This window comes from Microcystis sp. T1-4 (assembly GCF_000297435.1).
Taxonomy (GTDB): Bacteria; Cyanobacteriota; Cyanobacteriia; order Cyanobacteriales; family Microcystaceae; genus Microcystis.
On the sequence record NZ_CAIP01000231.1, the window covers coordinates 1 to 13,523 of the forward strand.

Annotated in this window: 12 protein-coding genes and 1 pseudogene; 6 read left to right on the forward strand and 7 right to left on the reverse strand. The window is 41.5% G+C overall.

Translation table 11 applies throughout. The features are described from left to right. From MICAI_RS14250 to MICAI_RS14260, 3 genes and pseudogenes are all read right to left on the reverse strand, one after another. Positions 1-1,362: pseudogene (locus MICAI_RS14250) on the reverse strand (hypothetical protein); the annotation flags it as partial. A 3-nt stretch (positions 1,363-1,365) separates the two neighbouring features. Next, complete coding sequence (locus tag MICAI_RS14255) at positions 1,366-2,061, reverse strand: Uma2 family endonuclease (RefSeq protein ID WP_039900212.1); 696 nt, start codon at positions 2,059-2,061, stop codon at positions 1,366-1,368. Positions 2,062-2,218: 157 nt separating this feature from the next. Continuing rightward, positions 2,219-3,502, reverse strand: coding sequence for an aspartate aminotransferase family protein (locus MICAI_RS14260; protein ID WP_008203280.1), 1,284 nt, complete (start codon positions 3,500-3,502; stop codon positions 2,219-2,221). 126 nt (positions 3,503-3,628) lie between these two features. Between MICAI_RS14260 and MICAI_RS14265 the strand changes: the two genes are divergently transcribed. Next, positions 3,629-4,687 carry a potassium channel family protein gene (locus tag MICAI_RS14265; RefSeq protein ID WP_002803175.1) on the forward strand — a complete coding sequence of 353 codons (1,059 nt, stop codon included), beginning with the start codon at positions 3,629-3,631 and terminating at the stop codon, positions 4,685-4,687. Here MICAI_RS14265 and MICAI_RS14270 read toward each other — a convergent pair whose 3' ends face one another. Together MICAI_RS14270 and MICAI_RS14275 are read right to left on the reverse strand one after the other, a co-directional pair. Beyond that, positions 4,688-5,098, reverse strand: coding sequence for a PIN domain-containing protein (locus tag MICAI_RS14270; RefSeq protein ID WP_008203283.1), 411 nt, complete (start codon positions 5,096-5,098; stop codon positions 4,688-4,690). Then, entirely contained in the window at positions 5,095-6,060 is a 966-nt protein-coding gene (locus tag MICAI_RS14275; protein ID WP_008203285.1) for a hypothetical protein, read from the reverse strand. The genes MICAI_RS14270 and MICAI_RS14275 overlap by 4 nt, the downstream gene beginning before the upstream one ends. Before the next feature lie 245 nt (positions 6,061-6,305). Between MICAI_RS14275 and MICAI_RS14280 the strand changes: the two genes are divergently transcribed. From MICAI_RS14280 to MICAI_RS14295, 4 genes are all read left to right on the forward strand, one after another. Then, on the forward strand, positions 6,306-7,100 hold the full coding sequence (locus tag MICAI_RS14280) for a DUF5131 family protein (protein ID WP_008203287.1): 795 nt from the start codon (positions 6,306-6,308) through the stop codon (positions 7,098-7,100). 14 nt (positions 7,101-7,114) lie between these two features. After that, entirely contained in the window at positions 7,115-8,017 is a 903-nt protein-coding gene (locus tag MICAI_RS14285) for a three-Cys-motif partner protein TcmP (protein WP_008203289.1), read from the forward strand. A 432-nt stretch (positions 8,018-8,449) separates the two neighbouring features. Next, a complete protein-coding gene (locus MICAI_RS14290) occupies positions 8,450-9,769 on the forward strand; it encodes a type IV pilus twitching motility protein PilT (protein ID WP_008203291.1) in 1,320 nt (439 codons plus the stop codon). Between the two features lie 90 nt (positions 9,770-9,859). Continuing rightward, the gene (locus MICAI_RS14295; protein ID WP_008203293.1) at positions 9,860-10,606 is read left to right on the forward strand and encodes a circadian clock KaiB family protein; all 747 of its coding nucleotides are present in this window, start codon (positions 9,860-9,862) and stop codon (positions 10,604-10,606) included. Here MICAI_RS14295 and MICAI_RS14300 read toward each other — a convergent pair. Further along, complete coding sequence (locus MICAI_RS14300) at positions 10,603-10,815, reverse strand: hypothetical protein (RefSeq protein ID WP_002751038.1); 213 nt, start codon at positions 10,813-10,815, stop codon at positions 10,603-10,605. The two genes, MICAI_RS14295 and MICAI_RS14300, sit on opposite strands and share 4 nt — an antisense overlap. A 70-nt stretch (positions 10,816-10,885) precedes the next feature. Between MICAI_RS14300 and MICAI_RS14305 the strand changes: the two genes are divergently transcribed. Continuing rightward, positions 10,886-12,547, forward strand: a complete 1,662-nt coding sequence (locus tag MICAI_RS14305) for a M14 family metallopeptidase (protein ID WP_008203297.1) — start codon at positions 10,886-10,888, stop codon at positions 12,545-12,547. Here the strand turns inward: MICAI_RS14305 and MICAI_RS14310 are convergent. After that, a complete protein-coding gene (locus MICAI_RS14310; protein ID WP_008203298.1) occupies positions 12,542-13,009 on the reverse strand; it encodes a retroviral-like aspartic protease family protein in 468 nt (155 codons plus the stop codon). The genes MICAI_RS14305 and MICAI_RS14310 overlap by 6 nt on opposite strands. Between the last annotated feature and the right edge of the window lie 514 nt (positions 13,010-13,523).

Below are 13,523 nucleotides of genomic sequence, written 5' to 3' on the forward strand. Positions count from 1 at the left end.
TTTTGATGCGGGTTTCATGACCATAATCTGATTGGTGAGATTATGGGTTAAACTGTCTAAATCTACCAAAATATCTATCCGATCTTGTTGAATTTGTTGGGCAACTTCTAGGGGATTTTGAGCGTAGGGAAAATGACGGATAATATCTCGGCTATCCCGGAACCATTGACGGGTAATTTCATCTTCTTCTTGGTTAATAGTATAGATGGCTATTTGAAATTTTTCTCGATCGTGATGGTGAATTAACCAACGACTTAACCAACCGACAGAATGATGTTTTAAGGTACTGGCAAGATAACCAATCGTTAGTTTTTCTGTAGCTTTTTTTATAGTAATAAAAGGAGTTTTTAAACTATTATTATCAAGGAAAATTTCGGCGATGCGATTAGTTAATTGTCGATTGGCTAAGGCTCGATCGCCTAGGTAGGGTAGGGGACTAGAAACATTGAGAAAGCTAGTTTTAATAATCGGTTCTAGAGTAATATTTTTCCGACGGGTTAATTCCTGTAATAAATTCTGATATTCTTGATAGATATGATCAATTTCTTGCCAAACTCCCCAGCGCAAAAGTATTAATAAAATTAGATAATTACTGTATAACTTTAGGGTTGGGGTTAGACAAATTTCTCGCAACTGATAGGCAGTTATCAAAGAATTATCAAAGTCTTCTGCTAAAATATAGAGGTTAACTAACTGTTCCAAAAGACTCAGATCATTTGGTCTTAATTGCAGACAAAGTTTAATAATTTCTACTCCAAAAGCGGGACTTTGTTGCTCCTTGGTGACTCGTGCTGCTATCTGAAAAGCTTGCGGGATAAAACTATCAGCTAATTCCCCTAAGTAAGGTAAACTTGCTTGAGCTAAATCTAAAGTTAATTCGTGGGGATATAAAAGACTTTTGAGAACTACATTTAAAAGCAATTCTCGATCGGGATTAGATCTGAGATTCTCTTGAATAGGATAATTAAGTAGTTCTCCTGGAGCGAATATTTCTAAATCTAAAGCTAAGTCGAATAAAGCTAATAAATTATTAATTGACTTGGGAACAATTTCCTGTAGATGATAGCGAAAATATTCTACGGCTGCCAGATCACCTTTTCTTTGTTGTCGTCGCGCTTCTGCGTCTAAAACCGCTTCTAATTCTGCTTGCCATTGCTTAACTTCTTCCAGATTACCTTCCCTTAAAACATTTTGCCACATTACCTGCGCTTCTGCTTCTAAATTTTGCAGAAGATAGGCAACTCCCAAGTACCAATAGTCAGAAACATTTTCAGGATTGTTATCGATTAGTTCCTCGTAGATTGCCGCAACTTGAGGATAATCTTCGGCAATTAAAGCTTGATAAGCGTCAGGATGCCACATAAATCAGTTATCAGTTTTTTGAGATAATATTTTTAGAAAATCTTGATGTTCTTGACTGGCTAAACCTTGCTGTAAAACTGTCAAAACCTGTCCCAAGTTACCCGCTAATAAAGCATTAACATCTAACCAAAGACCGGGGAAAACCTGCGAGTAAATTATCCCTCGACTATCGGGTTCAAGTTTAATATATGCTCCAGCATTTAATCGGAACCAATCTAATTGACGTTCATAAACTCGCCAAACAAGATATTCTTGCACTTGATTACGACGATAAACTCGCCATTTATTGTGGAGATCATAGGAAGCACTAGAAGCGGCGATTTCTACGATTAATTCCGGCGCACCTTCGATATAATCATCGTCACTAATAGTTGATTGTCCAGCAATTTTAGTTCTTAGTAAAGCATCTGGTTGTACTTCATTATCTGCATCCAGACGCACTGTAGTATTATCCGCAGACATCACCCCAATTGTGGCGGCTTTATAGACCCCTAACCAAGTTAAAATATCAGAATGAGGTTCTCCATGACTCCGCACTCGCACAGGAGAAGACATATAAACTATTCCTTCAATTAATTCGGCTTTTTTTATTTCAGAAAGGTTCTGATAACGGCACTCAAATTCCTGGCGACTTAGTTGATCCCCATTTTCTAAAGGAGGGGTTTTAGGGAGAGAATAAATAGGTTCAGAAGTGATCATTTTATTTGCCCCGAACAACAGTAGATTTATCCTCCCCTAGTCCAGTGAAAAAGTGACAGTTAGGGTGATAAAGCTCAAAAAGAATTGACTCATAACTGGGAACTGTTAACTTAAAACTTACATCTGATAACTGATAACTGATAACTGATAACTGAAATTAAACCACTTTAGCGATGGCTGCTTCTAGCTTATCCATAGCCTCATCTACTTCTGTTTCCGAGACAATTAAAGGCGGTACAAAACGGAGAACTTTCGGACCTGCGGGAGCAATTAATAAACCCTCGGCCAAGGCTGCATTAACAATAGTAGATGAAACTAACTCACTTTCTGAATTAATTTCCAGACCATTAATTAAACCCCAACCGCGCACATCGACAAATAGATGGGGATATTGAGAAGCAATCACGCGTAAACGGCTGCGTAATTGTTCCCCTCGCTGCTGGACATTTTCGAGAATGTGATCCCGTTCAATGGTTTGTAATACTGTTAAAGCTGAGGCACAAGCGAACGGATTACCCCCAAAGGTACTCGCATGACTACCCGGTTCAAACACATCACAGAACTTTCTGCACATCATCGCACCGATGGGAATACCCCCCGCTAAACCCTTAGCAGAAGTGAAAATATCCGGTTCTACCCCCAAATTCTCATAACCCCAGAGTTTACCAGTTCTTCCCACTCCCACCTGTACTTCATCAAAGACAAGCAAAATGTTATTTTCGTCGCAAATTTGCCGTAAACGTTGGAAATATTCGATAGCTCCCGGACGTACTCCCCCTTCACCCTGCAGCGGTTCCAACATAATCGCAGCCACCCGACGATTACCCTCATCGAGATCAGCGATCGCATTTTCCACCGCTTCGATATCATTATAGGGAATATAGGCAAACCCCGGCATCAGGGGTTCAAAGTCTTTTTGGTACTTCGGTTGACCAGTTGCGGTGATGGTAGCTAAAGTGCGACCGTGAAAACTAGCGTGAGCGGTTAAAATAACCGGCTGTTCCAGGAAATCTAGCACCGTATGGGCATATTTTCGTACTAATTTAATCGCCGCTTCGTTCGCTTCCGCACCAGAATTACAGAAAAAGACCTTATCAGCGCAGGAATGATCGACAATCCATTTAGCTAGTTCCCCTTGTTCGGGAATATAGTATAAATTCGAGACATGATGGAGTTTTTGGATTTGCTGGCTAACCACTTCAATTAAAGCAGGGTGCGCGTGACCGAGGGTACAGGTGGCAATTCCTGCGACAAAATCAAGGTATTGTTTACCGGAAGTATCCCAGAGAAGACAGCCTAACCCTTTGGCGATCGCAATGGGAAAACGACCATAAGTATTCATCACATAGCTGTTAAAACTATCTCGATCAAAGGGTTGATTCGGGTTTAAATTGGAAGTGGGATCAACTAGGGTTGGTTCTAAAAGGGTTTCTGGACTCACTGGGGAACTCCTGCGCGATTAGACATAGGGGAAATTATAATCAAATCCGTCTGAGAAGGACGGGTTATTTAGATTAAAAACTGATTTCATTGTAATTTACTAGACAGTCTTAGGGGTGAATTTTGCTTGTCTATCAGTGAAGATAAATATCGTCGTCTGCGTCAGGAATTAATCGGGGGAATTTTTGCCCTGATTGTGGTATTTTTGCTGGGTACGCTTTGGTATCATCTGATCGAGGGTTGGAGTTGGCTAGATTCGGCCTATATGACGATTAGTACCCTCGCTACCGTCGGTTTTGGCGAAATTAATCCCCTAGGTGAACGGGGACGATTGTTTACAATGGTTTTGATTATCATGGGAGTAGTCAGCATCGGTTATATTGTTAATCGCTTGACCGAAGCTTTAATTCAAGGCTATTTTCAAGAGGGACTCAAACAGAGACAGGAGAAACGCTTGATCGATCGACTATCGGAACACTATATCATCTGTGGTTTGGGTCGCACGGGGAGACAGGTGGCGATCGAATTTTACGCCGAAAATATTCCTTTTGTAGTCATTGATACGGACCCCCTACAGGTAAATCGGGCCAAAGAATTAAATTATATTGTTGTTCAAGGAGATGCCACCTTAGATAAATCTTTACAAATGGCAGGAATCGAACGCGCTATTTGTATTGTGGCCGCTTTAACTTCCGATGCGGAGAATTTATATACAGTTTTGTCCGCTAAAACTCTTAATCCGAAAATTCGTGCCATTGCTAGGGCCAGTACCGAGGAAGCAGTACAAAAATTACAACGGGCCGGGGCCGATGCGGTAGTATCTCCCTATATTACCGGCGGTAGAAGATTAGCGGCCGCAGCCCTACGACCCCAGGTGATGGATTTTGTTGATGGTATTCTAACCGGAACCGATCGATCGTTTTATATGGAGGAATTTTTAATCGATCCGAGGACTTGTCCCTGTGTGGGTTTAAGTCTTAGTCAAGCACATTTAAGATCTCGATCGGGGGCCTTAGTTTTGGCTATACGTCGCGCCGATGGTACGCTAATCGGGGGACCCACTGGCGATACGGAATTAATGGCCGGGGATCTGTTAATTTGTATGGGAACGGCCGAACAATTACGCAGTTTAACTCAGATTTTAATCCCCATGCGATCGGATGGTTTACGTTTACCGAAGCATTAGTTAAAGAATCGATAAAAAATCGGCTGGTAGCATTGCGGGAACGGGGGAAGCGGCAAAATCTCTTAAGTTTCGCGTTATGATTATCTCTAGCTTTTCCGATTCAGCAACGGCACTGGTAACGGCATCTTCAAAATCTTTCATCTGACTTGCCAATGCTTGCCTAATTATTGCGTCTGTCACTCTAGCAACTTGTAAATTCTCTAGAAGACTTATCACCAATTTTCTTGAGCTTTCCCTTCCGTTTTGTTTAGACAAAATATAATAAATATTAGTGACGGCATGACCAGAAATATATCCTTGAGTTTTACCTGTCTTAACTGTATTTAATGCTTGTACAGATGCGGGAAAATATTGTTCACGCTTACCCAAAACATCTAGCAATACATCACTATCGAATAGGACTCGTTTCACCGATACTTATCCACTAAATAATCAATATACGATTCTTTTGGGTCTTCTGATCCTAAATCAACAACCCCCACTAAGTCTCTTGTCCAAGGATCAAGATCGCTTAAATCATCTGTTAGGGAATGAGAGGTAGTTTCTGAGGATACATTTTGACGAAAAACACGCCCATATTCTAATGCTTTCTCAAAAGCCTCCTCATTAGAAATTGATCCAGAAAGATTATCTAACCAGTTTTCAGACGAAGATTTTTCAGTTTCCAAATTGACCAAATCTGTTAAATTTTGTCTAGAGGCATCAATATCATTGAAATTATCTGTTAGGGAATGAGAGGTATTTTCTGAGGATACATTCCTAGAATTAAATCCCTCTTGAATTCTGAAAATTATTAAACTACTATAGGCTCTCAGTTGTGTGACTAAATGGGATGTTTCAGTATCTTGGAAATATTCGGTTATAGTACGATTAGAAACCGATAGAGTATTTTTAGCTCCCTTGTCAATTTGCTCTAGTTCTGAATCGGCAAACATATCAATAAACACATCTATGGTTTCCGAGAGAATGCGTGAACCTTCCACCACTCTGATTAAATCGGCTTTTTCCTCACCAGTCTTTCCCTCATTGATCTGAGCAAGACCGATAAATAATTGACTATAGGCAGTAATTTGATTAGTAAATTGGTCTATATATTGGATTAATTCCCGTGCCGAAACCTCATTCTTATATTGTTTCCATACCTGAAACCATAGTTGATTAATTTGACAAAATATATCGGCTCTTGCTTGATAAGTTTTAGAGTTATCCTTAACTTGCTCAAGTAAAATCTGAGTTTCTTGTAGTAAATTATCCAGTATTATCCGATCAGAATCGGTGACAATTTGATCGAGTTTATCTGTAATATCTTGCAGATTTTCTAACAAAAATTGTCCTAAATTTTCCCGTTCGACTGAAGTTTGCAGACTATTCATCGTATTTACCTCTCCTAAAACTGACGATCAAACAGAAATGAGTAGTCAAAATCATTAGCCCTAAACCTCCATTGTAACAATTTTGGGGTCTGAAAGGGTGATTATAGTTACTATAGCCTCTGAGGGAGATCGGGAGAGATCTGGCAGTAGCATTAATTTTTGTCAGCCTTTGATCCTACTTAGATAATTTGTACTATAATACTTTGTTAAAAGTTTAACCTCATATTGAAGTATCTGGTAAAAAAATGTCAAGTAGTAAAACTGGTATTGAATGGACGGACAAAACTTGGAATCCCACCACTGGTTGTACAAAGGTGAGTCCGGGGTGTCGTCATTGCTATGCAGAAGCAATAACAATGCGTTTTCCGGGAAGTTTTCCCACAGGTTTTAATTTTACTATTCATCGAGAAAGACTAGAACAGCCGAAAAAATGGCGCACACCGAGTCGAATTTTCGTCAATTCGATGAGTGATCTTTTTCATGAAGATTTAGACTTTGGCTATTTACAGGAAATCTTTGCGGTGATGCGAGACACTCCTTGGCATATTTATCAAATTTTGACTAAGCGCCCTCAAAAACTAGCAACTTTAGCAGATAAACTGGAATGGTCGGAAAATATCTGGATGGGTGTCTCTGTAGAAAGTCAGCAATATACCCATAGAATTGAGGCTTTAAAAACAGTACCAGCCAAAGTACGTTTTCTTTCCTGTGAACCTCTTTTAGGACCACTAAATCTGGATTTATCGCTGATTGATTGGGTTATTGTTGGCGGTGAATCAGGCTATCAACATCGTCCCATAGAGCCAGATTGGGTTAGGGAAATTTTGGCTCAAACCAGAGAATCTAAAGTCGCTTTTTTCTTTAAGCAATGGGGTGGTAACTATTCCAAAGCTGGTGGTAGAATGCTTGATGAGCGTATTTGGGATGAAATGCCTGCTGCTTGGAACGAACACAATGCTAAATGGACAATCAGAGCAGGTTCCTCCCTAAAAAAACTCTCAAAAAATAAAGAACAAAATAATTTATTAACATTGACCTAAACAAAGTTATCGATATGAGTCAACGAGGGCAAGAAGGCGAAGATATTATTGGTAAATGGTCTGAGGATAAGTTAGATTTACTCGCTCAGTATCTCAACGCTTATTCTGTGATCATGAATAATCAAAAAACTCCCAAGAATCCCAGAAAAAAACCTTGGCTTAAAGCTTATTACTATATAGACGCTTTTGCTGGTTCCGTGAGACCAACAGCGAAGGAAGATGAACAACGATATATTGAAGGTTCTCCCCTGCGTGCTTTGCGAACAGAACCACCATTTGATAGTTACTGGTTTATTGATACTTCCCCTCAACGCACGGAACGTTTAGAACGTTTATGTGAGGAGTTTTCTGACCGTGAAATTCATGTCTGTTGCGGTAACTGTAATGAGATTTTATGTAACGATATTATACCCAATTTATTGCTCAAGAAAAAATTTACTCAACGAGCCTTTGTTTTTTTAGATCCCTATGGATTACAAGTAGATTGGGAAACTATTATCAAATTAGCAAAAACTAAAGCTTGCGATATTTTTATTAACTTTTCGTTGATGGGAGTTACTCGGCTTTTGCCAAAGGATAAAGAACCAGAAGCAGAGGCATTAGAACGTTTGAATAAAGTAATGGGTAACGTAGATTGGCTAGAGCAAATTTATCAACCACCACAAAATATTCAATTAAATTTGTTTGATAATCAAGAACCTAATGCCAGTCGTAACAAAATCTCTGCCGATAAATTAGCAGATTTATATACAGAAAGATTAAAAACACTTTTTCCCTGCGTTAGCAACCCAGTTATCATGAAAAATTCTAAGAATGCCGCTTTATATGCTTTGTGCTTGGCCAGTCACAATGAAAAAGCCATTAAAATTACTAACGATATTTTTAAACGTTACGAAAAACTAAAATTATCCTTGTAATTTTTGTTTTTATATTTCAAGTCAAACTCGCTCAAACTTGAGTAGTCAAAATCATTAGCCCTAAACCTCCATTGTAACAATTTTGGGGTCTAAATCCTGTTTAAAAGGTATAGGAGAGGGGGAATTATGAATTATGAATTATGAATTATGAATTATGAATTATGAAGTGGGGAAGTGGGAAGAATAAATAAAAATAATCTCCTGTCTCCTGTCTCCTGTCTCCTGTCTCCTGTCTCCTGTCTCCTGTCTCCTGTCTCCTGTCTCCTGTCTCCTGTCTCCTGTCTCCTGTCTCCTGTCTCCTGTCTCCTGACTCGGAGACTACTGACTCCGTACTCCTCAATCTAGGGTCTGTGAGGAATTGAGAAATTGGGGATGATTTGATAGGATGTTAGTACAATCAGGGAATAGTAAAGGAAAAACCCCCTATTGCTCATGAGTCAAAATCCCAATTCTTCCTCGCGACCACTGCAGCCGCTGCCGGTTCCCTCCCTGCCGATGCCTTCCTCAGAGTTAATCACGGGAACTAGCACGGGGATAACTCAAGAAATAAGCCAACAGGTGGCGACACCGAACAAAAACGTCGCTAATATGGCCCAAAATGGTCAAATTTCCGCCCCACGTCCTCCCCAAAATCGTACTCCCAGTCAGGCTGCTTCTCCCCAAACCCCACCCCGGCCCGGTCGCGCTCCCAATCAACCCACCTTAGAACATTTGCTCCGGATGGCCTTTGATCGGGGTTATTCGGACGTTCACCTGGGAGTTGGAGAAAAAACCCGGATGCGCGATCGTGGTGAAATGATTATTCTCGACTATCCTGAAATTGACATCAACACTTTTTATAGTTGGTTACGGGAAATCCTAGGGGAAGAAGAAATCCTTCGCTTTAAAAAAGACCTAGAATTTGACGGTGCCACTCAGTACGAATTCGCTAGGGTGCGGATTAATATCTTTGAAAGTCTGCGCGGTCCGGGGATGGTTTTGCGTCTGATTCCCATGAAAATCCCCACTATGGAACAATTGCGCTTACCGGCGGTCTTCCAGGATGTGTGCAATGTGCATAAGGGATTGATTTTAATCACCGGTCCGACGGGTTCGGGAAAATCCACCACCCTAGCGGCAATGATCGATTACATCAATAAAGAAAAAGCCAAACATATTATCACCATCGAAGACCCGATCGAATTTGTCCATCAAAGTCGTCGCAGTTTGATCAAACAAAGGGAAGTGGGAATACACACCCACGAGTTCGATAATGCCCTAAAAGCCTCTTTGCGGGAAGATCCGGATATTATTCTGGTGGGGGAGATGCGCGACAAATCCACCGTTAATACGGCCCTGAAAGCTGCCCAAACCGGTCACTTAGTTATGGGAACCCTGCACACCAACAGCGCCGTTAAAACCCTAGAGCGGATTTTAACTCTTTATACCGCCGAGGAACGGGAATCCATGCGGGTGGCGATCGCAGAATCCCTGGTTTGTATTATTTCCCAGGGTTTATGTCGTACCAGCGACAGCAAACGGACAGCTTTTCACGATATTCTCGTCAACACAGAAACCGTCAAAGATTACATCTGCAGCGGCAAAAATGACGAAATTATTGAACTAATGAGAGATGGCGAATACCATGGCATGATTACCACTAATCAATCTCTGTTTAATCTCTATCAAGAGGGCCGGATTACTGAGGAGGTGGCCTTGGAAATGTCCCCGGTTCCCAATGAAATGGCGATGATGCTGCGGGGTAGAATCTAGAAAAACCCTGAAGGAAATCCTTGAGGGGTCAAGAGTTTAGTAGTCTAGAAAAATAGAAGCTCCTATTGATCCCCTAGGGGAAACCCTCCAGTGACAACTTCCGCAATTGTGTTGCCCGATATTTTTAAAGGCATCGCCCTGTTTACCCCCGGGGGCGACCTGATTTACTGTATCGATCCTGATAAACAAACTCATTGGCATCTGAATCTCTGCGCTGCTCTCCAGTCCGCTTTAGGGTTGCCAGAACCCCCCCATTTTTTAGTTCCTAGTTTTACCGCTACCATTGATCGCTGGCGAGATCCCTACAGTCACCGCATTCATACTAGAGCCGAAGTCTATCCCCTTGTCCGTCGCTATCAGCCTTTATTAAATGCTATTTTCGCCACGGACGATCGAGCTTGGTTTACTGTACCCTGGCAGGAACAATCCTCTAATCCCACTATCTTAGAAACCTATCGTCAGCAGTTTCCCCAACTTTGGCAATCCCACGATCTGATTCTCCGTTATCAGGAGCGCCCCGCTGCGAATTCGGCGATTGCTGCTGACTCTGACTACACTAACCCTAGTCCCAAGGGTTATGTTTTGCGGTTATTTGTCTCCGGTAATAATGCCAATACTAAACACACCCTAGAATCGATCCATCAGCTTCTAGAACGAGAATTACACCATCCCTATACCCTGAAAGTGATCGATATCTCTAAGCATCCAGAACAAGCGGAATCCAATCATGTCTCTGCTATTCCCACTTTAGTCCGGGTTTGGCCGCAACCAGTGAAACGCATCATCGGCGAATTTGAGGATTTACCGCGAGTATTACAGATTATCGCCACCGCTTAGGGTTTAAAGACTTCTGACTCGATCCCTCGCCACCATTCGCCCAATTTCATTAAGTCTTGCTGAATATCATCCAATTCTTGGATGTATTCCTGTTGGGAAAGACTGGCCCGACGTTCTTGCAGTTTTTTGAGACGCAATTGCACCAACAGCCAAGGCTTGGAAATCCCGTTGGTTTCTTCAATATAGCGAGCTATATCTTGACTATCCATAGTTTTTACTGTTATTATCCTATATTTTCTCAAATTAACCCGAGATACCTTTTTTTAGTTGCAGAAGATTATGTTTGATTTTAGCCACTATTACCCCTACCAAGAATTAGTTTCTTTCCTGAAAAACCTAGCTTCATCCTATCCTAATTTAATTAGCCTCACCTCGATCGGTAAAAGCTACGAAAATCGAGACATCTGGTTAACCATCCTCACAAATCAAGCCACAGGCCCCTATTTAGAAAAACCTGCCTATTGGATCGATGCTAACACCCATGCGGGGGAAGTAACAGGCTCTGCCGTCGCTCTCTACACTATCTCTCATCTTTTGCGCCAATACGGTCATAATTCCTCAATTACCAGACTTCTTGACCATTACACTGTCTATATTTTGCCGCGATTGGCCGTGGATGGAGCGGAAAAATATCTCACCACTCCCTATATGTTACGATCAAGTATTCGTCCCTATCCCCACAGGGACGAGAAACCGGGGCTATATCCTGAAGATATTAACGGCGATGGTTTAATCTTACAAATGCGCCAAAAAGATAGCTGTGGCGCTTGGAAAATTTCTGAACAAGATCCTCGCCTGATGGTGCGTCGCGAACCAGAGGAATTTGAGGGAACTTTTTACACTTTGCTCACGGAAGGTTTAATCCGCGATTACGATGGCTATAATTTTACCACTGCCCCCACCCTAGAGGGTCTGGATTTTAACCGCAATTACCCCGTTTATTGGGTTCCTGAAGGGGAACAACAGGGAGCCGGAGATTTTCCTTTTTCTGAGCCAGAAACCCGTGCAGAAGCAGAATTTTGGGCAAATAACACTAATATTAATGGCTTCGTTACCTATCATACCTATTCGGCAGTCATGTTGCGTCCCTATAGCACCCATCCCGACGAATATTTCCCCGTGGAAGACTTAGAAATGTATAAGTATATTGCTGATAAGGGAAAGGCAATGACTGGTTATGAATGCGTTTCTGTCTATCACGATTTTCGTTATCATCCCAAAGAAGTGACTAACGGTGCCATGGATGATTACGGTTATGATCATTTTGGTTGGTATGGTTTTACGGTGGAGTTATGGGATGCACCTACCCAAGCAGGAGTGAAAAAAGATGATTATATTCAATGGTTTCGCTGGCATCCTTTGGAAGATGAATTGAAATTACAGCGTTGGAATGATGAGAATTTAGCGGGAAAGGGTTTTATTAATTGGCAAAGTTTTGATCATCCCCAATTGGGAGAGGTGGAAATTGGTGGTTGGGACTTTAAAAATGTCTGGCAAAATGCTCCAGAAAAGTATTTACCGGATTTATGTGAGAAACAATGTCAGTTTACTATTGCCCATGCTTTAATGTCACCTCTTTTGGCTATCTCTCGTCTCGATCTTAAGTCGGAGGGAAATGGTATTTATCATCTGGTTTTACAGTTAGAAAATCAGGGATTCTTACCCACTTATACCAGTAAAAAGGCACTGGAAAGAAAGATAGTTCGTCCCATTCAAGTCAAGTTAAATTTAGCCGATGAGGTGAGTTTAATAGTGGGAAAATTAGAGCAGGAAATCGGTCACTTAGAAGGGCGATCAAATAAAGTATATAGTAGTCTGGCTCACGGTTTAGATTATCGCCGTACGGTGGAATGGGTGATTAAGGGAGTTTCTGGTCAAGAAATCGAGATTATCGCTATAGCTGAAAGAGCAGGAACAGTCAGACAAAAAGTAATTTTATAGAGCTATTTTGTTCGATAAAATTGTTAAATAAGTATCCTTGTATTCTGTGGGTAAAACTCGCAATTTTTGGCTGCGAAGATCTGGTTCTAATCCCAAAGCTTCTAAGGGAATTACTCCTAATAAATTATTTTGACCTCCGGGTAATTCCAAACATTCAAAAGTCCCTTCCCGTCCCGCAATAATCAAGGTAGCATCGCGAAAAATTCTCGCTTTTCCTATGCCTTTAGCCGTAGCCACATCTACTTCCTTTAAAAGCTGTAAACCCAAGCGGGAGATTACTTCTGGCACCAGACAAACAGTAGTTGCTCCCGTATCTACCAAGACATTTTCTAGGGTAAGAGAGCGAATTTGTTCCGGTGCGATCATACCATCCTCCGCACGAATTTGATCGGCGCGATTGATAACTGTAATGGTGGTGTAGATTTTGCCCATATCCTCTGCAATAACTGCTGGCTCAACCATAATATTACCCTCAATTCTACCCCTAATTATACCAGAACAATTGCCAACAAATTTGTCTAGTAATTTTAATTAAGTAGGGTTTGCGGCAAAAAGTTTTTCCTGGGGGTAGGAGTCAGTAGCCGGTCGTCAGTAGCCGGTCGTTTCAGGCTTTGTTGCCCTTGTTTTTTGTACCAAGCGATGTACCACAAGAAGGATAATGCCAGGTTTTTGAAAGTCCCAATCCTATTTTCGCAGCATGAACATCGGACTTTAACAGGTCAAAAGCCTTATTTTAAAAGGGTTTTACCATTATTCAGCAAGCACTAATTACACATCTAAGCCGTCAGCCGAACGCTTTTTCAGTCACCAGTAAACAATGAACTGAAAACTCAAATCTGATCCCTGATGCCTGTCTCCCATCTCCCATCTCCCGTCTCCTGTCTCCTATCTCGACTAAGAAATTAATTTTGCACGACTACTTAGGGTTTGCGGCAAAAAGTTTGTTGGTGGGGGCAGGGTGCGGCCCCCCTGCCCC